This window comes from Neptunicella plasticusilytica, assembly GCF_047922965.1.
In the GTDB taxonomy this organism is placed as follows: domain Bacteria; phylum Pseudomonadota; class Gammaproteobacteria; order Enterobacterales; family Alteromonadaceae; genus Neptunicella; species Neptunicella plasticusilytica.
On sequence record NZ_CP150481.1, the window covers coordinates 1809721 to 1834964 of the forward strand.

General features: G+C 45.2%; 18 protein-coding genes and 1 other RNA gene. 10 read left to right on the forward strand and 9 right to left on the reverse strand.

From position 1 onward, the window contains the following. The first annotated feature begins 390 nt into the window (after positions 1-390). The 5 genes from V1467_RS07895 (at position 391) to V1467_RS07915 (ending at position 10206) form a co-directional block, all read left to right on the forward strand. On the forward strand, positions 391-3648 hold the full coding sequence (locus tag V1467_RS07895) for a TonB-dependent receptor (RefSeq protein WP_416308248.1): 3258 nt from the start codon (positions 391-393) through the stop codon (positions 3646-3648). Between the two features lie 141 nt (positions 3649-3789). Next, the gene (locus V1467_RS07900; RefSeq protein ID WP_416308249.1) at positions 3790-5328 is read left to right on the forward strand and encodes a tryptophan halogenase family protein; all 1539 of its coding nucleotides are present in this window, start codon (positions 3790-3792) and stop codon (positions 5326-5328) included. Positions 5329-5338: 10 nt separating this feature from the next. Continuing rightward, the gene (locus tag V1467_RS07905) at positions 5339-6355 is read left to right on the forward strand and encodes a cupin-like domain-containing protein (RefSeq protein ID WP_416308250.1); all 1017 of its coding nucleotides are present in this window, start codon (positions 5339-5341) and stop codon (positions 6353-6355) included. A gap of 17 nt (positions 6356-6372) precedes the next feature. Continuing rightward, complete coding sequence (locus V1467_RS07910; protein WP_416308251.1) at positions 6373-7890, forward strand: tryptophan halogenase family protein; 1518 nt, start codon at positions 6373-6375, stop codon at positions 7888-7890. Positions 7891-8058: 168 nt separating this feature from the next. Next, a complete protein-coding gene (locus tag V1467_RS07915; protein WP_416308252.1) occupies positions 8059-10206 on the forward strand; it encodes an acetyl-CoA hydrolase/transferase C-terminal domain-containing protein in 2148 nt (715 codons plus the stop codon). Between the two features lie 26 nt (positions 10207-10232). On the opposite strand, the gene V1467_RS07920 is transcribed toward V1467_RS07915, so the two are convergent. Next, positions 10233-11855: an NAD(P)/FAD-dependent oxidoreductase gene (locus tag V1467_RS07920; RefSeq protein ID WP_416308668.1), complete on the reverse strand. Its 1623-nt coding sequence runs from the start codon at positions 11853-11855 to the stop codon at positions 10233-10235. 181 nt (positions 11856-12036) lie between these two features. Between V1467_RS07920 and fdxA the strand changes: the two genes are divergently transcribed. Beyond that, the gene (gene fdxA, locus V1467_RS07925; RefSeq protein WP_416308253.1) at positions 12037-12360 is read left to right on the forward strand and encodes a ferredoxin FdxA; all 324 of its coding nucleotides are present in this window, start codon (positions 12037-12039) and stop codon (positions 12358-12360) included. Here the strand turns inward: fdxA and rlmE are convergent. Then, positions 12357-12977 carry a 23S rRNA (uridine(2552)-2'-O)-methyltransferase RlmE gene (gene rlmE / locus V1467_RS07930; protein ID WP_416308254.1) on the reverse strand — a complete coding sequence of 207 codons (621 nt, stop codon included), beginning with the start codon at positions 12975-12977 and terminating at the stop codon, positions 12357-12359. The two genes, fdxA and rlmE, sit on opposite strands and share 4 nt — an antisense overlap. 147 nt (positions 12978-13124) lie before the next feature. Between rlmE and V1467_RS07935 the strand changes: the two genes are divergently transcribed. Continuing rightward, positions 13125-13868, forward strand: a complete 744-nt coding sequence (locus tag V1467_RS07935) for a TrmH family RNA methyltransferase (protein ID WP_416308255.1) — start codon at positions 13125-13127, stop codon at positions 13866-13868. A 58-nt stretch (positions 13869-13926) separates the two neighbouring features. On the opposite strand, the gene V1467_RS07940 is transcribed toward V1467_RS07935, so the two are convergent. From V1467_RS07940 to smpB, 4 genes are all read right to left on the reverse strand, one after another. Then, complete coding sequence (locus V1467_RS07940; RefSeq protein ID WP_416308256.1) at positions 13927-14202, reverse strand: helix-turn-helix domain-containing protein; 276 nt, start codon at positions 14200-14202, stop codon at positions 13927-13929. A 140-nt stretch (positions 14203-14342) separates the two neighbouring features. Then, a complete protein-coding gene (locus V1467_RS07945) occupies positions 14343-15131 on the reverse strand; it encodes a BRO family protein (protein ID WP_416308257.1) in 789 nt (262 codons plus the stop codon). Between the two features lie 759 nt (positions 15132-15890). Continuing rightward, positions 15891-16253: a transfer-messenger RNA gene (gene ssrA / locus V1467_RS07950) on the reverse strand. A 142-nt stretch (positions 16254-16395) separates the two neighbouring features. After that, positions 16396-16875 carry an SsrA-binding protein SmpB gene (gene smpB, locus V1467_RS07955; protein WP_416308258.1) on the reverse strand — a complete coding sequence of 160 codons (480 nt, stop codon included), beginning with the start codon at positions 16873-16875 and terminating at the stop codon, positions 16396-16398. 113 nt (positions 16876-16988) lie between these two features. Here smpB and V1467_RS07960 point away from each other — a divergent pair, with 113 nt between their 5' ends. Next, complete coding sequence (locus tag V1467_RS07960) at positions 16989-17423, forward strand: type II toxin-antitoxin system RatA family toxin (RefSeq protein ID WP_416308259.1); 435 nt, start codon at positions 16989-16991, stop codon at positions 17421-17423. Continuing rightward, positions 17416-17763, forward strand: coding sequence for an RnfH family protein (locus V1467_RS07965; RefSeq protein WP_416308260.1), 348 nt, complete (start codon positions 17416-17418; stop codon positions 17761-17763). Before V1467_RS07960 ends, V1467_RS07965 begins: the two co-directional genes overlap by 8 nt. A gap of 61 nt (positions 17764-17824) precedes the next feature. On the opposite strand, the gene V1467_RS07970 is transcribed toward V1467_RS07965, so the two are convergent. Continuing rightward, positions 17825-18178 (reverse strand): outer membrane protein assembly factor BamE, encoded by a 354-nt coding sequence (locus tag V1467_RS07970; RefSeq protein ID WP_416308261.1) that lies wholly within the window; start codon positions 18176-18178, stop codon positions 17825-17827. 99 nt (positions 18179-18277) lie between these two features. Further along, positions 18278-19951: a DNA repair protein RecN gene (recN, locus tag V1467_RS07975; protein ID WP_416308262.1), complete on the reverse strand. Its 1674-nt coding sequence runs from the start codon at positions 19949-19951 to the stop codon at positions 18278-18280. A gap of 283 nt (positions 19952-20234) precedes the next feature. Here recN and V1467_RS07980 point away from each other — a divergent pair, with 283 nt between their 5' ends. Continuing rightward, on the forward strand, positions 20235-21668 hold the full coding sequence (locus tag V1467_RS07980) for a hypothetical protein (protein WP_416308263.1): 1434 nt from the start codon (positions 20235-20237) through the stop codon (positions 21666-21668). A gap of 88 nt (positions 21669-21756) precedes the next feature. Here V1467_RS07980 and V1467_RS07985 read toward each other — a convergent pair whose 3' ends face one another. Then, a complete protein-coding gene (locus V1467_RS07985) occupies positions 21757-24711 on the reverse strand; it encodes a TonB-dependent receptor (protein WP_416308264.1) in 2955 nt (984 codons plus the stop codon). Between the last annotated feature and the right edge of the window lie 533 nt (positions 24712-25244).

Below are 25244 nucleotides of genomic sequence, written 5' to 3' on the forward strand. Positions count from 1 at the left end.
TTTAGCACGGATGCAATTGACAGCGCTGTCATTATGGTTTAGAAGTAGACATATAGCACGAAGTGCATATTTTTTGAGCATGATTTGACAGCGCTGTCATTAAGGTTAAAAAGCAATAAGTAGAAGGCTTTAATGGATGTTTTTATCTAACCCACATTTTTGTGGCTAAGGATATTCGACCTAGATGCGATGGTTTATAAGTGATGTTGTTGCAGAAAATAGAATCAATGACAGTTTTCATGTCACAGAGATTCTGACGTTTTGATGCCCTCACTATTTTTCATTTTTATCACGGATAAAAATGAGCTAAGTCAGTTTTTAACGTTAATAGAAGATCAAACTAAGGCTATGCCAATAGCCAAGTTTATATAAAAATAATGAGGGATAAACATGTCTGATAAATTCAATAAAAAACGTCTGGTCATTGCCATATCTTGTGCGCTTTCTGCCCCTGTTTTAGCGCAGGAAGCGGCCACCGAAGCGCAGGCCCCAGATGAATCCACCGAAGTCATAGAAATTCGCGGCATTCGCCAAAGTATTCAAACGGCGCAGGATCTCAAACGCTTTGCCGACACGGTTAAAGATGCCATTACTGCATCAGATATTGGTGCACTGCCTGACAGCTCGGTTACCGAAGCGCTTCAACGTGTACCGGGAGTAACCATTGAACGCTTCGCGGCATCTGATGATCCCAAACACTATGCCGATGAAGGAACCAGTGTATTGGTGCGTGGCCTGGATCGGGTGCGCAGTGAAATTAACGGTCGTGATAGTTTCAGCGCTAACCCATGGGGCGGACTAAGCTATGAAGATTTCCCGGCCGAATTACTGGGTTCAGTTGAAGTCGTTAAAAACCAGACTGCCGATCTGATTTCCGGAGGTATCGCCGGTACGGTTAATCTGGTGACTCGCAAGCCTTTTGATTCGGATAAGCGTTTGGTTTCGGTCAGTGCGCAAGCTAATTACGGCGACTACCGCGAAGAAACCACGCCATCATTCAGTGCCCTTTTTTCTGACAACTGGGATACCGATTCTGGCAAGTTCGGTTTATTGGTTGCCGCTTCCCAGTCTGAGTTTCAAACCCGGGGCGATGGTTTTGGCTTGGGAAATTTCCATAGCCGTGGTCCTCTAGATACTTTTTCCTACGATGAGTGGGGAACCCCTAGCCCGGGTATTAACGCTGGTCAATATTCTAGTCCTTGTATTCCGGATGCGGCAGATTGGCGGAACTGTGACAATCTTGGCTTTCCAGATGCTGTGCAGTATAGCGATGAAGACGCTGCCAATTATGTACCTGAATTTGATGGTCAACCACTTGAGGGGCAACCTGATGGCGTGACCTGGTATGCACCGGCCAGCTACACGATGACCTCTGCGGAAAATGATCGTAAGCGCCGAGGTTTCACTGCCTCTTTACAGTGGCAAAGTCCGGATGAAAAAATTACCGCAACCTTGGAGCACATAAGTTCTACAGCCTCTCTAGTCTGGCGGGAACATGTCATCACTCAGGCTGATCAAGCTTTTAAACCCTATGCGCCCAATGCCGTTCAATGGTTTGATGGAAGTGATGAGGGGCATCCTTTAACCGTTGATGACGACGGCTACCTTACATCAGGCGTAGGGCGCGCGAGCGAGCCCAATGTGCCCCTTCAGTTCCGCTCACGTTATAACTTTAACGAAAATAAGGTAAAAGATACGTCTTTGAATGTGATCTTTAATCCCACGGATTTATTAACCGTCGTCGTCGATTATCAGCATGTTGATTCTGAACAAGTGGTTCACAACAACGGCATGACATCGATCATGAATGGTAACCAGACCGCCGAAAATGCGCCATTTTTCCTGGATTTAAGAGGTTCGGATCCGGCATTGGAATTTTTGAGTGCCAATACCTCCATGCCGCCAGATGTAGAACCTGACACTAATCCGTTTTTACGATTAGGCAGTGGTATGCAACAAGAAGAGTTTAATGAAGCCAAGGCTAATACCTTCCAGTTGGATGTGGAGTACAAACTGGCTGGCGCGTTTACCGCAATAAAGGCCGGACTTTATCATTCCAACAAAGAGCTGATCGTACGTAATACCGAATACGAAGGTTGGCAGGCCTTGGGTACGCCATGGATTGCACAAGATTCCTACAACGCGTCACCGCAAGTAGCTCCTGAGTTATTTGAACGGATTAGTTTTGCAGACCATAACAATGGCGATACGTTAATGGGACCTAACACCAGCTTTTTGTTCCCGCGTATGGAGCTGGTGCAAAATTACGAACAAAGCCTGCGTAATGGCTGCGGTACATGGAATGCGGTGGGTAATGCAATGGATGGCAGCGGTGCTTGTGCGTTACCTTATGCCGATTTAGCGGATCGTGCTTTCAGTCATTTTGCCCCGCGTCATATCAGCTCCAGTAACACCGAGCGTACTGAATTCTATGTTCGCGCCGATTTTGACGTTGAGTGGTCGGATGTTTTAGTCAAAGGTAACTTTGGCTTACGTTACGTGAACTATCAGCTGGAATCGACCGGGGGAGTCAATTTTCCTCCAACTTCCAGCCGTGGCACTGATGAAACAGGATCTCTCTATCAAGTTATGCTGAATCAATATCCCAGCATTTTTGCATTGGCCTCTGGTGAAGCGATCTCCAGCACCGTAGAAGGGACCGATTATACGACAGTATTGCCCAGCCTGAACCTGAGCTTCGGCCTGACTGATGATGTAGTGGTGAGATTTGGTGCTTCTAAAGGCCTTTATTACCCAAGCCTGGTAGATTCAGCCAATAAAATGGTGCTTAACTTGGGGTATGAACAGGTATTGCAGAATCCTGATGAAGCCAGAGATGACACCACTAACCCGGTTGTCGATCTGAAAAACATTGAAATCAGCGCTAACGCCCGTAACCCGTTCCTGGAGCCTGAAGATTCCATTAACCTTGATTTAACTGCAGAGTGGTACTTTGCAGAGGCGGGATCGTTGACGGCTGGTTTGTTCCATAAAAAACTGTCAAATATTATTCGCAACAGACAGTTTTCCACAGAAGTGGAAGTCGATGGAACCAGCTTTCCGGTGTCGGCCTATGGTCCGGATAACACCGGCTCCGGCACTATTCGGGGTTTCGAGATTTCATATTCGCAGTTTTACGATATGTTACCCGGTTTATGGAGTGGTTTAGGCTTACAACTTAACTATACCTATATTGATCAAAGCGGTCTGGAAGATCCTAATACCAATCCAACTCAGGCACTTCAATATGACGGGGCGGGAGTACCGATTAGCGATAATCGTAACAGTTTCCGTCAATTTACCGGCTTGCCGCTGCAGGGTTATTCAGACCAGAACTACAATATTGTTGGCATGTATGAGAAGAACGATATTTCCTTCCGTTTAGCCTATACATGGCGGTCAGAATATCTGTTGACCTTGCGTGAGTCTGAAGAGTTTGTACCGGCCTATTCAAAGGATCAGGGCATGATGGATGCAAGCTTCTTTTACGCTATTAATGAAAACGTCAAAGTGGGCTTACAAGTTAATAATGTGCTGGGTACCGATACAGAAACCCAATATCAACAAGATCAGCAAGGCACTTTAACCGACGGGTTTACCTTCAATACCGATCGTCGTTATGCGTTAACCGTTCGGGCGACTTTCTGATAGCTAACCTTGGCAAAATAGGTAAGATAAACTGCGTAGTAGCAATACTGCGCAGTTTATTTACTTTTAGTGACTCACAACAAATAATAAAAACTCCGTCTGATAACAGGAGATGGCAATTAATCCCAATACGGTTTTACGATGCAAAACGCCTTGAAGTCCATCTGTATAGTCGGTGGTGGAACCGCGGGCTGGATGGCTGCAACATTACTTTCTTCCGCTTTGCGAGGAAGTAAAATCCAGATTACGCTGGTTGAATCTGCTGATATTGCCAGTATTGGCGTGGGGGAATCTACCGTTCCGTCAATAATGGACTTTTTACAAGCCAGCCAAATCAATCTCAAAGAATTTATCCAGGCCACGTCTGCCAGTTTTAAACTGGGTATTCGCTTCGACAATTGGCTAACCCCCGGACAAAGCTATTTTCATCCCTTTGGTAAAGTGGGCAAGGACATCAATGGTTTTGATTTTTATCAGGTCTGGTTAAAGTCACTCGCGGACGGGCAAGCTGGCCGTTGGCTTGATTATTCCCCCAGCGCTATTATGGCCGAAAAAGAGCGTTTTATGCTACGTCCGCCAGCGGCCCAACTGCAAGACGGGCAAGCTCAAAACTGGGTGTTATCAAGCTTTGCTCATGCCCTGCATTTAGATGCGGTTCAACTCGCCCGTTATCTAACCGGGCTTTGTCTTAAACGGGGAGTAAGCCGGATAGAAGCGACGGTAAACAAGGTTGTTGTTGATGATAAAGCTTTTATTAGGCGCCTGGAACTGGATAACGGCTCGACGATCGACAGTGATTTCTTTATTGACTGCACCGGCTTTAAAGGACTGTTGATCGAAGAAGCACTAAAAGTAGGTTATCAGGACTGGTCACATTATTTGCCCTGTAATCGCGCTGTTACCCTGCAAACTGAAGCTGTCGATAATCTAGTCCCCTATACCGTTGCCACCGCGCAGCAAGCGGGCTGGAGCTGGAAAATACCGCTGCAACACCGTATCGGCAATGGCTATGTGTTTGCCAGCCAGTTTTGCAGTGACGACCAGGCGGTGGATACGTTACTAAACAGTGTTAGCGGTAAACTGTTGAATGAGCCGGGTATTATCCCATTCGTGACCGGCAAGCGAAATAAAATATGGCACAACAACTGTTTAGCACTGGGATTGGCTGCCGGATTTTTAGAACCCCTGGAATCGACCGCAATCCACTTGGTCTACAAAACCCTGGTGCATTTTATCAAGCACTTTCCTGATGTTGATTTTGACGCTGACAATGAGCAACGCTTTAATCAACACATTGATGCTGATTATCAGGAAATTCGCGATTTTATTATTTTGCATTATTGTACCTCGGGTCGTGACGATAGCGATTTTTGGCGCTGGTGCCAGACGATGCCGGTGCCGGACTCACTGCAGGAAAAAATACGTCTGTTCCGCAAAAGAGGTCAGCTGGAACATACTGCGGGGCAATTTTTCAGCAGTGATAGCTGGTGCTCGATCCTGGAGGGCATGAATATACGGCCGCAAAAGTATCATCCCTTACTCGATGCGTTTGATCGCCAGGATCTGGCCAGTACAATGAGTAACAATGTACAAATGCTCCATGATACCGTGATGAAAATGCCCAACCACCATGAATATATTCAGGCACATTGTGCTGCTAATTCAATTCTGAAGATGTGATAACCGATCGATGACGACGTTTAAAAGCATTGCGGAATTTACCCATATTGATGCGGAGCAGTTTTTTACTGATATTGCCCCCCAGCAAAAGCCTGTGGTACTCCGTGGTTTTGCTCGACATTGGCCAGTTGTCGCGGCGGGTAAAAAATCACCTGGAGATTTTGTCGCTTACCTTAATCAATTTTATAACGGCAAGAAAACCACTATGGTGGTAGCGCCACCTGCGGCAAAAAAACGTTTTTATTATAACGATGATATGACCGGCATTAATTACCTGAACGGCGAAGAGCGGGTCGATTTGTTTTTGGCACGGTTGTTAGAGCTAATCGACAGAGAAATTTACCCGGCTATTTCCATGCAGAACACCCTTGTTAGCGAGATTTTACCCGGATTGGTGGATGAAAATCGTAGCGAGTTTTTCCCCGAACTGGAGCCACGCTTATGGGTAGGTAATGAAGGGATTGTCAGTGCCCATTATGATGGCTCGGATAATCTGGCTTGTGTGGTAGCGGGCCGCAGGCGTTTTGTGCTTTTTCCGCCACAGCAAACCTGCAACTTGTATCCCGGTTCGCTCAATTTTACCCCGGCCGGTGCGCCCACCAGTTTAGTCGACTTAAACAATCCTGATTTTGAACGTTATCCGCTGTTTAAACAGGCGTTAGCCGAGGCTTACAGTGCTGAGCTTAATCCCGGTGATGCGATTTTTATTCCCATGTTGTGGTGGCACCATGTTGAATCCTTGGCAAAGGTGAATGCGTTAATGAACTATTGGTGGAACGGCTCATCTGCTCCCAATGCGACCTCGCCAAGCCCCATTGACAGTTTGAATCTGGCATTACTGGCGATGCGGGATCTGTCGCCCAAACAACGCGACGCCTGGCGATGCATGTTTGATCACTATTTATTTAAGCAAGGTGTTGATCCAGGCTCTTATATTCCGCAGCATCAACATCACCTATTGGGTAAGATGTCGCCCGACTATATCCAATTGATCAAAGATTATTTTATCCAAAAATTACAAAAATAACGGATGTGTAGATAGCAATGGAAAACAGTGGCAGTAAACCCCAAAAAGTAATGATTGTCGGTGGCGGAACCGCCGGTTGGATGGCAGCTAACTTGTTGGCAAACCAGTGGCAAGATACCGATATCATTCTGGTTGAATCTAAAGACATCGGCATTATCGGGGTGGGCGAGGGCAGTACTCCGCACCTGAAGCTGTTTTTTGATGCAATTGGCGTCGCAGATTCACAATGGATGCCGCGTTGTAACGCCACCTACAAAAACGGCATTACCTTTAATAAATGGTCTACCGTCCCGGATTTTGAATCCTATTTTCATCCCTTCGCGGCCCAAATAGATGACGTATTTACCGTGCCGTTGTTTTTCAAAAACATTCAAGCTCGCAAACAAGGCTATAACGTATACGCCCATCCGGATAAATATTTTTTGGAAACCTATTTATCCAGAAATAACTTGGGGCCCTTGCCGGATGAATCTTTTCCTTTTGGTATTGCGTATGGCTACCACTTTGATTCTGCGCTGTTAGGTCAGTTCTTGGCCGAGTATGCGCAAAGCAAAGGAGTTACGAGAATAGAAGGCAAAGTAACCGAGGTGTTAGTCAATCAAGACGGTAACCTGGGCGCGCTAAAGCTTGCTGATGGCAGTCAGTTGCAGGCTGACTTTTTTATCGATTGTTCGGGGTTTGATTCGTTGCTGATGCAACAAACATTAAAGGTCGGTTATCAGAGTTTTAAGGATAATTTATTTAACGATGCGGCCGTGGTGATGCCCAGTGAAATATCCAGGGAGCTGCCGGTAGAAACTAAATCCACCGCACTGACGAATGGCTGGGCATGGCAAATTCCGCTCAGAAACCGTTTTGGCAATGGCTATGTATATAGCAGTGATTACATTGACGCCAATCAGGCAGAAACGGAACTGAGACAGCATTTAGGATTATTGGACAATCAGCTCGAAGCTCGACATTTGACGATGAAAGTAGGGCGAGTTGACAAGCATTGGCACAAAAACTGTCTTGCTGTGGGGTTATCGCAAGGCTTTATTGAACCCCTTGAAGCCACGGCGATTGCGCTGTCATTCAATACTGTTGCGCAGTTTATTCAATACTTCCAGCAAGGCCAATTTAGCAACCAGTATGAAGCGGCATTTAATCAGGATATTAATGCCAGATTTGACGGCATCAGGGACTATATAGTTTGCCACTACAAAGCTAACCAACGCGCCGATAGCCAATATTGGCGGGATAATGCGGCTAACAAACACATTTCCGATACCTTAAGCCAAATTTTAACCCTTTGGCAGCATAGCCAGGATTTTGCCGCCGATATGGTCAAACATAAATTAATGGGCAGCTATCAACCCAAATCATGGGCCTGTATGTTGGCCGGATACGGAGTATTTCCGAAAATAAATAAAGATCAATCAATTGATTATTTTGCTCACCATCATGAAATAGACACTCTGAATGATTTTATCCGACGCTGCGGATTAAATTTTAAACAGCATAATGAACTGTTAACGCAAATGGAGCAGTCTTAGAATCTGGCGGTGATATCGGCAGCATAATTACCTTATATGGGATTATAAAAACTTGCGCTGCATTGTTCCAGGCCGTTGTGTCGGGTCATGTTTTGTCTACAATCAAGTCAAAAGCACCTCAGATGAGGCGTTTATATGGCCAAAATGACCATCCAGTTGAGGAATTGCATGACGCCAGTAACCAAAACATACGCGGATTCAGTCAGTTTGCTTAAAGACAAGCTGGGTGATCGCTGGATCATAGGGACACCTTTGGGCATTGGTAAACCTAATCCCTTGCTTAATTACCTGTATAAACATGCCAAAGCCAATAAACCATTGCATATGGAAATATTCACTGCGTTGTCATTGGAAGTGCCGAAAGGTAATTCCTTATTGGAACGCCGGTTTCTGCAACATTTCAATCAACGATTTTTTGGTCAATATCCGGAGTTGGCCTATATCGATGATGTAAAACAGGATTGTGTGCCTGACAACATCATAGTGCGTGAGTTCTATATGCAGTCAGGCAAGCTGCTGCATTCAAAAACGGCGCAGCGCAATAGCGTCTGCAGCAACTACACACATGTGGCGCGAGATATGGTTGACCGGGATGTGAATGTCATTTTGCAAATGGTGGCTGTAAAACGAAGCGCGAAGGGCAACCTATATTGTTTGAGCTGTAATCCCGATCTGACATTGGATATCTTGAAAATGGCCAAGCGTAGAGGCAAACCACGACCAGTGGTAATTGGCCTGGTTAACCCACATCTGCCTTTTATGGGTGGACAGGCAGCCGTCGAGGCTGATTTTTTTGATTTGCTCCATGATCACGCCAGTGATTATTTTGAGCCCTTTGCCACGCCGGCTCAGCCTATTAATCCCACGGATTACAGCATCGGGCTGTTAGCCAGCACACTGATAAAAGATGGCGGCACCTTACAGATTGGTATTGGTTCTCTGGCCGATGCCATGGTGTATTGCACTCGGTTAAGGCAGCAGCACAACAGCGTCTACCAAGATTTATTGGCTGAAACTAATATATCGAATAAATTTAAAAGCTTGATTGATAAAACGGGCGAAACCGGCAAGTTTAAGCAAGGCTTGTATGGGGCCAGCGAAATGTTTGTAGAGGGTTTTGTACATTTATACGAAGCAGGAATACTGCACCGTAAGGTCTATCCCGATGCCCAGATACAAGGGTTATTAAACGAGCAAAAAATTACTGAAAAGATTGAACCAGGCTGGATTAAAAAACTGCTTGAATGGCAGGTTATCGATGACACCATTAGCGCCACAACGTTTTTAAGGCTCAAGCATTTGGGGATCTTTAAAGCAGACCTGACCTTTAATAAAGGCTGCATGTCCGATAGCGCCGGGCGGGTGTTTTCAACGGACCTCAATGAGCCCGACAATCTGGAGGCGATTGAACAACATTGTTTGGGCGACAGGTTGAATCATGGCGTGGTGTTACATGCAGCATTTTATATGGGTTCAAAGCGATTTTATCAGTGGTTACATGCCTTGCACGATAATAAAAAATCGTTATTTCAAATGACACCGGTGAGCCAAGTCAATGAGCTGTATGGTGGTGAAACCCTGGATCGGCTGCAACGAATCAATGCCAGATTTATCAATACCTGTATGAAGGTCGATGTGCTGGGCGCAGCGGCGTCTGATAGTCTGGAAGATCATCAGGTGGTCAGCGGGGTGGGAGGACAGTACAATTTTGTGGCCATGGCGCATGCTTTGGATGATAGCCGATCCATATTAATGCTACGCAGTGTGCATACCAGAAAAAGCAGGGTTGAATCCAATGTGGTCTGGAAGTATGGCTATTGCACTATACCCAGGCATCTTCGAGATATCGTGATTACTGAATATGGTATGGCCGATCTTAGGGGACAATCTGACGAAATCTGTATTCGGCGAATGATTTGTATTGCCGACAGTCGTTTTCAGGATAACCTGCGGGTACAGGCAGTGAGTCATCAAAAATTATCACCCGATTGGCAAGTGCCCGCCGAGTTCAGAAACAACACCCCGCAAATGATTGAACAACAATTTAAATCAGCCCAACTGCGGGATTATTTTCCCCAGTATCCCTTTGGTGAAGATTTTACTGCACAGGAGAATGTTATTATTTCTGCCTTGCAATGGTTGAAGTTGAATACCGGCAATATATTCGCCATGTTAGCGACTTTAGCTAGCGCGCAATTGGTTAAACCAGGAGAAGCAGAAATACCTTATTTGAAAATAATGAAGCTTGAACATGTCAGCACATTCAAGGAAAAACTCTACGCCAAGCTTTTTATTTATGCATTGAGGCAGCAATAAACAGTCGCCAGGGGCATTTAAAGTAGCTAAGCCTCATCGTTTATTGCCAGCGCGACGGCTTCGGCAACGCGTATGCCGTCAATGCCCGCTGACCAGATCCCGCCAGCGTAACCAGCGCCTTCTCCGGCAGGGTATAGGCCTTCAATGTTGATACTTTGGTAGTCATTATCGCGTTTGATGCAAATTGGTGAAGAGGTACGGGTTTCGACACCGGTTAGCAAACCGTCGGCTTTGGCAAATCCCTTAATCTGGTGTTCAAAAGCCGGAATGGCTTCGCGAATAGCCTGGGTAACATAATCAGGCACTACCTGGGCTAAATCCGTTAGAGTGATGCCGGGGGTGTAGGAAGGAGTGACTTCACCCAGTTCACTACTGGCTTTACCTGCTAAAAAGTCACCAATCAGTTGGGCTGGTGCGTGGTAATTTTCACCACCTGCTTTAAATGCCAGTTCTTCCAAACTGCGCTGTAATTGAATTCCGGCCAATGGATGGTCCGGATAATCCTGTTCAGGGGTAATACCCACCACAATGGCACTATTGGCATTGCGTTCATGCCGGGAATACTGACTCATGCCATTGGTTACCACTCGACCCGGCTCAGAAGCCGCCGCCACCACAGTGCCGCCAGGACACATACAAAAACTGTACACCGTTCTGCCGTTTTTGCAGTGATGCACCAGTTTGTAATCGGCTGCACCCAAAATAGGGTTGCCAGCATTGTCGCCAAACCGGCATTTGTCGATCATGCTTTGCTCATGTTCAATCCGAAAGCCGATCGAAAATGGCTTGGCTTCGATATAAACACCTTGTTGATAGAGTGATTCAAAGGTGTCGCGGGCGCTATGACCAATGGCAAGAATGACCTGTTGGCAGCTTAGATAGTCGCCACCGGAGAAATGCAGTCCCTGGATCTTTTGCTTGCCGTTATCGGTGTTTTGTAAATCCAGTTTTTCGACCCGGGTACTAAAGCGGATTTCACCGCCCAAGTCGATAATCTGCTGGCGCATTTTTTCCACCATATTAACCAGTTTAAAGGTACCAATATGGGGTTTGCTGACATACATAATTTCTTCGGGCGCGCCTGCAGCAACAAACTCGTGCAGCACTTTACGGCCATAATGTTTACGATCCTTAACCTGGCTATACAGCTTGCCATCAGAAAAGGTGCCGGCACCACCTTCGCCAAACTGCACATTAGATTCGGGATTAAGTGGTTTTTTACGCCAGAAACCAAAGGTATCTTTAGTCCGTTCGCGCACCGCTTTCCCGCGTTCCAGCACTATAGGTTTAAACCCCATTTGGGCCAAAATAAGCGCGGCAAATAAACCGCAAGGGCCAAGCCCCACAACTACAGGTCTGTATTCGAGTTCAGCCGGTGCCTGGGCGACAAACTTGTACTGCATATCCGGCGTGATCCGTACATGGGGATCGTGAGCAAACTGCTGCAATAACTCGGCTTGCCCGGCAACCTCAACGTCGAGGGTATAAATAAGTTGAATATCTCTGTTGTTGCGTGCGTCGTAACCGCGCTTGAACAAATTGAATGATAACAGCTGACTTTTAGTGATGTTGAGCTTGGCTAAAATCGCCAGTTCAAGTGCCTGTTCATCATGATCAAGGGGTAATTTAATCTCCGTTAAACGCAACATAATCTTCATACTCTTTAAAACGCCGGACGGCCTTTCCGTCAGGGCGCGATATTTTAAATCAGCCAGTCCTGTATAGATAGCCCCTGTTTGGACAGGTTAACAGACTTGTACAAAAACTTGAGTTTTAACCGCGCTACTTTACACTTGCCGCCATGTTGAATGACGAAGTAGTTAGTGCGAAATGACCTTTGTAGTGACCGACAATTGCATCAAGTGTAAATACACCGATTGTGTTGCCGTGTGCCCGGTAGATGCTTTTTTTGAGGGGCCAAACTTTTTGGTGATCGATCCGGACATTTGCATCGATTGTGCATTGTGTGTACCGGAATGTCCGGCTGAGGCCATTTTTCAAGACAGCGAACTGCCAGCCGGGCAGGAGGGGTATTTAGATGTTAATGCCAAGCTGTGCCAGCAATGGCCGAATATTAACGAACTCAAAGCCCCGCCAGAAGATGCTGATGAATGGAACGGCGTGCCGGATAAATTACCCTTGCTCGAACGCTAGCCTTTAAAACCTTTGCCAACAATATATACCTCGCGGGAACGCGGGCGAGACGCTGCAGGTTTGCGCACCAGCACTTTATCAAACGAGCTGCGAACCTCTTTGGCATATTCTTCATAGCCTACGCCCTGAAACACTTTTGCACAAAAGCTGCCGCCGGGTTTCAACACGTTGCGCGCCATATCCAGTGCTAATTCAACAAGATACATCGAGGTATATTGGTCGGTTGTGTTAACGCCGCTAAGATTTGGCGCCATATCCGAAATCACCACATCGACCTTATTATTACCCAGCACCTGTAAAATCCGGTCATACACCGCCTCGTCGGTAAAATCACCCTGAATAAAGGTAACACCAATGATGGAATCCATCGGCAGAATATCCGATGCGATAACCTGACCCGAATCACCGACTATCGGCGCCACAACTTGTGACCAGCCACCCGGTGCCGAACCCAAGTCCATGACAATATTACCGGAGCGAAACAACTTGTCCTTTTCGTTGATTTCAATCAGTTTATAGCTGGCACGGGAACGAAAACCGTCGACTTGCGCCTTTTTTACATAAGGGTCGTTAACGTGTTCATCGAGCCATTTTTTACTGGTTTTTGATCGGGCCATAAAGCGAGTTTACTTTTAGTAGTGCTAAAACGGCGCTAATTGTAAGCTTGCAGACCGGATTTGCAAATTTCTTGGACCTTTTGGCCTGACTTGCAAGAGTCAAAACGATACAATGCGCTGCATCGAAAGCCTTAAAGGCAATGTAGTATGAAACTGGACGACGTCAAAAAGCTGCAGCATAAAAAATACCGCGCACAATTTGGCTATTATTTAGTCGAGGGCGAACATCTGGTACTTGAGTTGCACAAAGCGGCAAAAACACAGCCGGCTTTAGCCAAAACAACCTTATATATCACCGAAGATTATCAACACTGGGCGCAGCAGCTAGATCCGGGATTTAACCTGGTCACCGTTAGTAAAAAGCAGATGTCCCAGTTAAGTGATACCAAGACCCCGCAGGGGATTGTTGCCTGTGTGCCCTTGCCGAATTTAGTCGATAAAAAAGCAACAAACTGGCAAGGGGAGCGTTGTATTTACCTGCATGAAATCCAGGACCCGGGCAATTTAGGCACCATTTTAAGAACGCTCGCCTGGTTCGGTCATTTCCGTTTATTACTCAGTGCCAACAGTGTCGATCCCTTCAATCCCAAAGTGGTGCGCTCCAGTATGGGCGCTATTTTCCATGTCCCTTTTGAACTGGATGTTGAACTTGGCGACTTAGCCAAACGCTTTAATAAATTTGCCTATCTGGATATGCAAGGAGACGCCATTAACACAGCCCAATTCACTGATTATGATTGTTACTTGTTTGGCAATGAAGCCCGTGGGGTACCTCGTGACGCCTTATCAGCGTTTAAAGCCGATGCCTTTACCATCAAAGGCAGCGGGAAGATCGACTCACTCAACTTGGCCAGTGCGGTCAATATTTGTGTATATCAGTTATCGGTTTAGTTGATAGAACAAGCGCGGTTTAGCAAATATTTTCAATGTAAGGGATTATTTGAATACTCTATACGAGCCGTATCTCGACTTTCTTGCCCAAAGCGGAAGCAAAACGTTCAAGTGTCGATAATTTAACGTCATCAGAATGATTTTCAATTCTGGAAATGGCACTTTTTTGTGTGTGCAGTATTTCGGCCAGAGCTTCTTGAGTCATGCCGGATTCTTTTCGGGCAGTTTTTAATAAAGTGCCAAATTTTAACGCCTGATAGCCTTCATCAAAACCATTAACAAATTCGCTGTCAGCTGATTTACGTTTTGCTATGTAGTTGTTTAAATCACTCATGATTTTTTCCTATGCAGATAGTCTTTACGTCTTTTCTCTGCCAGTTTAATTTCTAGGCTAAATGATGCCTAGTGACGGCTTTATTGAATGCATGAGAAATACTATTAATCATTATGGATAAGTTATCTATGATTGCTTTTTTAGCTCTTTTTAAGGCTATCAAACATCGAATAAGCGCTATCTATAACGGATATCGCGAATCTCGCTTTAAGTCGATGGTTTGTGGGACAAGGAATCCGTTGAAACTCCGATTTAAGGTTAATATTTTCACACCACGCAACTACATCGTCTAACTCATTGTCAGTCAAATTTATGCCTCTGCGGGCTAGTTGTTCTTCTACAGTAATAAAATTTGATAGATCATGCTGTTGTGATTCCATTGTAAGAACTCGGTTTTCAAGGCTACCGACTTTGTTTTTTACATCTGTCACTGCAACTTCTAATAGCTCGTGTTTAGCAATTGTATCTGCAAGATGTCTGGAGTTTTGGGCTAACATCTCAGCCATTTGAGATAATAGCGAGCCTTTTGATTCAGTGGGGGGAGGGTAGATTCCAAATTTTACTATAGAAGGAACAACCTCATGGAAAAGCCACTTTTGAAACTTTTTAGCAGCAGGACTTTTATCACTTGAAATTACTCTATATAGACCGGGATGTGTTACAAACATTTCTTCATCCCCATCAAATCTTGGTTCCGAAACGGGAACTCTAATATATTCGTCTTCTTCTAAAGTTGAAGATAGAGTTTTCAGCACGTTAGGCATAGCAATGTATCTATTTTTATCGCCTAATTCACTATTTTCCCGTGACAGAGTCTTTAAAACGTCCAACAATGATACGTGTACAACATCGTTCACGTTAATTGTCCTAATATCAGACTCACCGCTATCACCCTTGTAGCAAATGTTTATAAGTTCGCTTCCCATCATCGTCTCCATGTTGCCAAGAAAAAGCCGCTAAGCCGTGGCTTTGGTTAATATTATCCGTAATATTTACCCTTTGGAAGATTTAGAATCATTTCCATAACTATGCTGAGCCTATATCTAGTCGTTGCCTCCCCTATAGACTGTAACTTTTTGAGCAAGGCTTCTTATGACTCTTAGCCTTTGCAACACTAGCTTGATAAGTATCTTTAGGAAATAAAATGGTTCAAATCCAAATTAAATAAAAAGCAAATTGCAGGGTATATTGATTGGTGGGATTTAAGAAATACGTTCTTGTATTTCTCCCTGTGGGCCGCACTAAAGTGTGTTCACCAAGCATTATCGGGAATAATGCAGAACAGCTTTAGCTGGCCTGCGACGCAGGTGAGATACAAGGATGTATCGAATAATTTGGTTCCCGACCAATTTGTGAACCCGCTCTCGGGTTCATTCACCTACCGGCGATAAATGAGAAGTACCTGCTTGATTCCTTGGGAGTAGGTAGAAAGGTTGGAGCACAACGGCGAGATTTACGAAATACATCCCTGTATTTCGCCCGGCGGGCCGCACTAAAGTGCGTTCACCAAGCATTATCGGGAATAATGCAGAACAGCTTTAGCTGGCCTGCGACGCAGGTGAGATACAAGGATGTATCGAATAATTTGGTTCCCGACCAATTTGTGAACCCGCTACGCGAGTTCAAGCCAATCCCGGCTCATGAAATAAAAAAGGCCCGCCTAAACTACAAGGCGAGCCTTTCTTATTTGGTGGAGCTGGCGGGATTTGAACCCGCGTCCGTTATACCTACATCCTCAGTACTACATGCTTAGTCTGGTCTTTTAATTAACTACGTTGAACTCCGACAGACAGGATTTCAGGTAGCGAGCTCGATTAAGTTTAACGCTTCAACTCCGAGCGAAGTATCCACGCGATCCTGCGAGTATGACCTTCCGAACCTCTGCCAGCAGGCAAGACAAGAGTGGAAGGACTCCAAACCGGTTATTAAGCGGCTAGAGCGAAGTTATCGTCGTTTGCGATTACTTTAAAGTGCAGTTTTTTTACGAGGCCAACTGCTTCCTCGGCATGCACCTTGGGTTTCGTGTACCCCGTCGAATCCTAATCAGCCCCGATTAGTCTTTGTGGAATAGTTGAATCTCAAGCACGTGGTTATTCTAACATAATGACGCTTCACTAAGCGTCACCTTTTTGTATTTATTTGTTTATTCGACTGATGTTTAATCAAAAAATTCCAGATAATGTTCAACACGCTCTAAGCGCTATGTTTCATCATCCGTTCTTTATCGCGCGCCCAGTCACGATCTTTAATCGCATCGCGTTTGTCATGCTCATGTTTACCTTTGGCCAGGTAAATTTCGACTTTAACCCAGCATTTTTTCCAGTACATGGCGGTGGCAACAATGGACATGCCCTGACGGTCACGGCTGCCCATCAGTTTGTCCAGCTCACGGTGTTTTAGTAGCAGTTTTTTTTGTCGGTCTGGATCACAGACTACATGGGAGGAAGCCTGATTAAGCGGCTGTATCTGGCAGTCCAGCAGGTAAGCTTCACCTTTGGTGAATACCACATAGGCATCGGTTAAATTAATTTTACCGGCGCGAATACTTTTGACTTCCCAGCCCTGTAGTTCAATCCCCGCTTCAAATTTATCCGACAGGATATAGTTGTGGCGGGCTTTTTTATTCAGCGCGATGGTGCCGCTAGTGTTTGAATTGGATTTCTTTTTGCTCATGGGGGCGCATTATACTGATTGATTGGATTTTGTCTTTATTTGTTTAATTTGGCGTTTGCCAAGAGCATGATACCATTGCCTGAATATCAGTATATAGGGTATCAGGAGCAAACATGCCCCAAGTTGTTCGCAGTGCACTGGTGCAACACAGTGCTGAGGCGATGTATCAGTTAGTCAATGATGTAGAGCATTATCCGGAGTTTTTACCCGGCTGCACTGAAACAAAAATAGTCAGTGAGTCGGCACAGCAAATGCGTGCATCGGTATTAATCGCCAAAAGCGGTATTAGCCAATGGTTTACCACCGACAACTCCCTGGAGCCGGGAAAGTCGATTACCATGCAATTGGTCAACGGGCCTTTTAGCCAACTCAGTGGCGGCTGGACATTTACCCCGCTGGCGGAGGATGCCTGTAAAGTCGAACTGAATTTAGATTTCGAGTTTTCCAATAAAATTGTCGCGATGGCATTTGGCAAAGTGTTTAGCTCTATCGCCAGCAAAATGGTCGACGCCTTTGTGCAGCGCGCAGGAGAAGTTTATTGTGACTGACCAGCAAATTTCTCTGGAAGTAGCTTATGCCTTACCTGACAGGCAGGCGTTGCTGCAAGTCGTAGTAGAGCAGGGCGCAACAGTTGAACAGGCGATTAAAGCCTCGGGTATTTTAAAGCGTTTTGCGGATATTGATTTGCAAACCAGCAAGGTGGGTATCTGGAACCGTGCCTGTAAGTTGGCGGATCAACCTCGCAACGGTGATCGTATTGAAATTTATCGGCCTTTAATTGCCGATCCCAAAGAAGCCAGACGCCGGCGGGCTGAAAAAGCCAAGGACGAGGGTAGAGCCGATAAAGTCACCGGTGGACGGCCCAATCCACAAAAGAAAACTGATTAAGGTTTCTCAACACGCATTAAAAAAGCCTCATATGAGGCTTTTTAGTTAATCCGCGGTGGAATTATTGTTCCAGTGGCGTATTAAAATCTTCGGATAATTCCATATCACCGGTCACTTTGGCGACTTTGTCATCTTCAAAGAAAATATTCATTTCTTTGCGGAAATTGTTATCAGACATGCCCCGTTTCATTGAATAAACATAATACCAGGTATCATGATCGAAAGAGTCTTTCACAACCGGACGGCCTAACACATAAATGACCTGTTCTTTGCTCATGCCAATACGTAATTTGTCGACATCTTTTTGTTCCAGATAGTTACCCTGCGGGATATCAATACGATAAATAAATCCGGAACAGGCCTGCAAACCCAATACGGTCAATGCGGCACATAGTATCTTTTGGTACTTCTTCATTCTAATAGCTTCTCCTGCGAGCACGCATCCTAACCCAGATGTACGGTATAGCTCAATCAATTAATATCGGATTGGTATAATTGATTGTAAAACTGCAGGTTAGTTCAGGCTTAATAGCTCTTTTGCGTTAGCAATCGCCGAATCGGTTAAACTGTCGCCAGCCAGCAGCCGTGCTAACTCGTTGACGCGCTCGTCACAATTAAGCTCCAGCATATTGGTTTCGGTAGTCTGATTATCGGTAAATTTGGTAACAAACAGCTGGTTGTTGGCTCTGGCCGCAACCTGCGGTAAGTGGGTCACACAAATAACCTGGGTGGTTTCGCCCAATTGGCGTAATAAGTTGCCCACCACCGACGCAGTAGGGCCACTGATACCGGAATCCACTTCGTCAAAGATCATACTGGGGATAGCCTGACTGGCGGAACTGATAACCTGAACAGCCAACCCGATACGTGACAACTCACCCCCTGATGCTACTTTTTCCAGACTATCCAGCGGTAAACCGGGATTGGTTGCGACCTTAAACTGGATAGTATCCAGACCATTAGCCTGTGGCTCGGCCGATTGGTTAAAATTAACCGCAATTTCGAAGCGGGCCTGCGACATATTCATTTTATGAATTTGCGCTTCTACCTGTTTTGCCAGCGCTTGCGCTTTTTGCTGACGTAACTGACTCAGTTCCCGCGCCGCCTGACGATAGGCCTGATTGGCCTGTTCCAGTTGTTGCTGCATATCTTCCAGCAGATCATCATCCTGTTGCAGCGATTTATATTCGGTCGATAACTGCTGATGCAGGTCATATAATGCTTCCGGTTTAACCTGATGTTTGCGCGCCAGATCCATACACATATCGTAACGTTGCTCGATTTGCTGCATGCTGGCAGGATCAATCTCCAGTTCGTCCAGATAATTGCGCAACTCGCTGGCGGCTTCGCTGATCTGGATGGACGACTCCATCAGTAACTCGGTAATTGGCTTCAGGCGTGGGTCGCTATCCTGCAAGTCAGTTAATTTATCGATACTGCTTTGTACCAAAGACAGGGCGTTAACTTCCTCGTCAGCATAGAGTTGGTGAAAACTCAGTTGGCTTTGTTCCAACAGTGTTTGTGAGTTGCTCAGACGCTTATATTCCAGCTCCAGTTCGGCAAATTCGTGTTCTTGTAAAGCAAAATCATCCAGCTCGCTAACCTGATATTCGAGCAGTTGCCGGCGAGCCTGCCGTTGTGATTGGGTCGATTCGAGTTCGCGGTATTGTTTACTCAGTTCTCCCAAACGGCGGAAATCGGATTTAACCTGTTTTAGTGGTTGCTCAAGCTGGCCGAAATGGTCTAGCAGAATACGTTGCTGATCGGTTTTAAGCAGCTGCTGATGGGCGTGCTGACCGTGAATACTGACCAGGTAATGCCCTAATGATTTGAGCAGTTGTAGCGGGGCAGGAGAACCATTAATAAAGGCGCGGGAGCGTCCTTCGGCAGAAATAACCCTGCGGATGATACATTCGTTTTCATCATCCGACAGTAGCTCATGTTGATCCAGCCATTGGCGTGCCGCAGGCAACTTGCTGATTGAGAAAATAGCCGTGACTTCCGCTTTGTCGGCGCCGGGGCGCACCATACCGGCTTCTGCCCGTTCACCCAGACATAAACCTAAGGCATCGATGGCAATGGATTTACCTGCGCCGGTTTCGCCGGTAATGGCCGTCATACCGTTTCGTAATTCAATATCCAGTGATTTTACAATGGCAAAATGTCTAACAGATAAATGGCTCAGCATATGAATGGATCCTGTGTATCTATACAGTAACTGTAAATATACACATGCTAATAGTTTTAGCCAAGAAATTTTATCGCTTTTTTATTATCGCGATATTTTTTTAAGTGGACTTTATCAGCGCCGAAATGTGCCTTGTCGGGCCATACATCACGCCAGCAAAGCGCGATAAATGCTCCTCCATCAGGTTAGTGATGTCACTGACTACCCGGCGCCTGTTATTTAAGCAATAATATTACCCGATGGAAAAATTGTTTGAGTCAATAACGCAATAGAGATATTGGAAATGGAAAGTCTGCACAAGCGCATTAATCATGGCATTGAATATTCTTTACAGCACCCTTCTGAAGAAGGCGAACGCTATCTAATGTGTTTGGCTGCAACAGACCTGGGTACAGGCCACATTCTTAGAGATGCTCGACCAGAAAATTATTGGTACAAAGAATGTGCACTGAATGCGGCACAGCAATATACCGGAGAATTAGATTCTTGTGCACTTGTCGACAATACAACTTTAGTTAACGCCTTTGAACTTCTAGATCCCAAAAGTACATCTGCACATGTGCAAGCCAGCGATATTTTTGATTTAGCAACGGTAATAAACACCGTGGTTTTTGAAGAAAATTTAATCTATTTGCAAAATGAAAAGGTAACTAAACAAAAAATTAATGCTCTATTTGATAACTTGAACATTGTCGAGTTACCTTGGGGTCAAGAAGACGATTTTAGTTTAATGATCGATAATGCTTGGGGAGAAGCCGAGCGTTATACACCAGACTTGTTCCAGAGTTCACCACTAGATAAACAATTCATTGAACATTGGCAAAAGATAACAGGCCTGGAGCTTACAACCGACGCACTTCTTTGGACGGGTGATTATCGTAAGTACTTTTCATCAATAGATTCAGATGCGGTAGAGGAAACAGTTAACGGCAATTTTTATCCAAGTGAATCTTATTTCAGTCATTTGAATAACTATAAAACCGAGCGATTTGTTACCGAAACCAGTGTAAGAACAGTCTTTTACACATTGCTAAGTAATCTCACAAATGTCTCATATCACTCTAACGCTTATCGTTCGAAACTTCAGAGGATATTATTCGAGTCGACTGCAAATTTTGTATCATCTGATAGCCTCAATCTGCTGAATCACATTAATGATGGCTTTTATAGCGATATTGCAAAGGACAATTTACTGTCCGCACCTATTCAATTGCCATTTGCCCTGTCTGCGGCTCTTTCGGGTACAAAAACGCCGCAAGATTTTATTGATAAAATAAATGAATTAAGAGTACTTGCCGGCCCTTTGCGAGAAAGGAAAAATGAACTTGCTCAAGCTATAAGAGATCAAGATCAAGCAGCCGTGACAGCAATCAATAAAGCCATTGCAGATAACGCCAAATCCCTTAGTGAACACAAATACAACCTGGGTAATGGTATGGTAGCAAAAAAACTGCTCTCTCCCGGTGGAGCAAGACCAATATTTGGTGCATTAGGGAAGTTGTTACTACATTTTGCTGTGTTACCAAAAGATGTTAAGGATGTGCTTAGGCAGCGAACCGTAAGACCTGAATTGTGGATACTGTCGGACATTTCAGCTCAAGCGCGTCAAGCTACTGAATGCCTCCCCAGGTTATACCAGTTGCTCGAATGTAAGGGAGTGAGCGTTGACAAAAAAGACAGACAACAAATCAGAGAGGCGCTGGCGAGATTTGCCTGATCTCCATGATTCAATTCAAGTGTTGTCGATAATAAAGGAGTGAAGCAATATAAAGATGTAACCTCTATATTGCTTCAGTTGAGCTTGTTTAGAACTTGGCGCGTACACCCAGAGTGAAACGGCGATCTGATTCGCTATATTTCCAGTTGGAGCCAAGCTCTGTGGAGAACACAATCGGCTCTGCGGTCAAGTTGGTGATATTGCCGACAAAGGTGATGTTTTCGTTCATGTCCCAACTAACAGAAAAATCAAGCTGACCGGTATCTTCACGGTAGTTATTGCCTGCGGTTGGATCATATTCCGGATCGCTTTCATCGTTGGTCGAATTGTCCAATACCCTTGCGCCGATAGTGACCACCCGTTTCTCTTCTTCAGTATCCAGGAAGCGATCACGGAAGGTATAGGCGAGACGCACTGCAACACCATCCTGTTCCCAGTAAATTTGCGAATTGAAGGTGTTTTTAGATATATCCAGCAATGGATTACCATTGGGTTGCTCACTATCCGCGTATGTATAATTAGCTGACAAGCCAAACCCAGACCAAATACCGGTTAAAAAATCAAAACTTTGTTGATAGCCCAATTCAAAACCTTGCACTTTACCTTGTTCACCGTTTCGGGTCACACTTGTCGCAATGCCTGTTCTGTTTGCGGCGGCATAGGCGGCAAATTGGGCGGGATCATTGGTGGTGACGATGGTGTCTGTTTCGCTGGTTGCATCAGGACGAATGCAGATATTCTGAAATTCCACCTGATTTTGGCTCGCTAGTGCATCAGCATCGTAGGCACAATAGGTTTGTGTGCTTAAAAATGAGTCTACATCTTTATAGAAAATAGCCGCCGACACCATATTGCCCTGACCAAAGTAATGCTCGACTGACAGGTCATACTGGGTGGCGCGGAAAGGAGCCAAGTCAATTGCCCCACGGGAGGCCGTGACGACCGAATTATCAATGTCGAATGCGGGACTTAACTGGTTGAAATCGGCTCGACGCATGACTTTTGCCGCAGCAAAACGAACAATGGTTTCGTCGCTTAGATCGTAGGTTAAGTTAAGGCTGGGCAGCACGTCGTCGTAATCATGAGTACCGTTTACCAGCTCGTCATCCACATACACAGTTGAGGATAAATCCGTATTAACATAACGGGCTCCGGCGACAATATGTAAATCATCAAACTCAAGGTTAGCCTGCAAATAAAAGGCTGAGGTTTCCTCGGTAATATCCCGATATGCGCCGTTATTCGGTGACAAGTTATCGGTCAGACTGCCGGTGGTTGCTTTGTTGGTGCCTGCCAGAAAGGACTGGATTTTATTAAAGGCATCAGCCCCATTAGCCAATAACGCGCCATTGTATACACGGTAAGTGGTTAAATCATTTTGGCCGGACAAACCACTATGATCAAACGAGTTTGAGTGGTTAACGGTGTGCACGCTGCCGGGAAAGGCCGCTTCAACTTGATCAATCCAGAAAGCATAGGGCAGGCCATCTTTGGTTAAACTTTTGTACAAATCTTTGGCATCGTAAGAAGATTCTGAATATTGGTAATCCCGTTTGGTGGTACGCAAACCTGTTTTCAAAGCGGAAACAAAATTCAATCCGAAGGGTTCAGAGTAGGTCAAGTCCAAACGAAAAGCTGTCTCTTCATTTTCTGTGCGGGTATCGTCGTAAAAAAAGTCACGCACAGCCAGATTTTCAGGTTGTGCTGCAATCTGTCCGTCAGCGTAGATAACACTAGGTATTTTATCCCCGACACGGTAAACCGTAGCATCGCTGGAAAAGCGCAAATCGGCCTCGTTAAAGGCTGAACCGTCCCAGTCGGTTGCCCAATCGTTCCATTTGGACTGGTTAATCGGACGCAAGTTAAATTCCGCCGCAGGACGAGAGGTGTCAGAACGTGCTATAGCCAATTCACTGGAGATTTTTAGCTGGTCGGTCAGGTACCATTCGCCGCCAATCGCATTGGAATAGGAGTCAGTTTCGCGAAACGAACTCAAGGTTTTAGGGATAGTGTAAGCGCCTTGGAGAACATAGTTATTTAGCTGACCATACTCATCTTCAACTGTATCTGCGGTTGCCACTATAGACCCGCCGATGTCCAGCACGGAATAAGCATCCTGAGAGCCCGAACGTTTAGTGGCGTTTAAATCAACATAAATAAAACCGTCTTCTGATGGTGCCCACTGCAATGATAGATTAACTGCAGTACGTTCCCGCTTTTCGGTTTTTTGCTCTACTGTATTTTGATCGGCAACCAGATATTTACCACTGGGTGTTTTAGTTGAGCCGGTAGTAAAGTGATCGACGCCATTTTCATCAGCATTAATCTGGCTGTGATCGTAGGCTTGAACACGATTAAAGAATTGATCCCGGCGCAATTCACGATCCTGATAAGACACCATACCCATCACACCAAAAGTACCCATGTCGCCCAAGTCCCAGTTGGTGCCTGCAGACGCATTAAAGATGGGGGCGGTGTTGTTGGTTTTATCAGCGTATTCGGCATCAAAAGACATCGCTGCAACCGGCTTTTTCAAATCTAGCGGACGAACCGTTTTCATGCTGATGGTGCCACCCAGCGCACCTTCGACCATTTCGGGAGTAGGGGATTTAATCACCTCCACGGTTTTCAGGAAGCTTGAAGGAAAATCATCGAAACTGACGCCTTCACGGCCATCTCCAACGGTGGAACGGCCATTCAATTCTACCCGGTTTTGTTTTAACCCGCGGATAGAAACGGAGTTACCTACACCAAAATCTCGGCTGATAGAGACACCGGTCACACGCTGCAGTGCTTCGGCTATGTTGTTGTCTGGCAGTTTACCGATATCTTCTGCAACAATAGCATCAACGATACGGGCATCGCTGCGTTTAACCAGGGCGGCAGCTTTTAAACTGCCCAACATGCCTTTGACCTCAATGATCTCTAAACTCTCGTCAGCATTGCTTTGTGCTTCCGTTTGTTGTGCATGGGCCAGGGAATTCGACGTAACGGCGGATACAGATATTATTGCCAAGGCAATTTTTGATAATTTGTGTCCCATAGTGTTTCCTCATTCTGTGGTGCTGTGAGTCGGCGTAAATAACTGCTTTGTATGTCTCGCCGCGAATTTATCGTTATTCATTTCCTTGCACTGACATTCACTTAGTGTTTACAAGGTGGTTACAAAATATTCCACATATACACCTATTGGTCAATAATATTGGTTAACATTAATTGCATTTAATTTCTAAATTGGTAATGCCAATATATTTCTGTTGAGTTGCCAAATGTGATTTTTATTATCGAATGGCTAGCTTGGTTTGTATAATAATTTTTATTAATCAGTATGTTACGATGTGAGTGGGAGTGATGTGTCTGGGTTGCGGTAGTAACAGCAAGTAAATGGGAACTCAATTAAATATTAATCAATACTGTTTGTAAAATTGGTGCCTTTAGCTTGGTTAAGATTATTGGTAATACCAAAATATGAGGTTTATTTGTTGTTATTACCAATTGGTTAGATGGGGTTGGGGTAATGGCGAAGTCAGATGCGGGACAATAGGGCGGAGATAATGTGATGCATCTTCAAAAGGA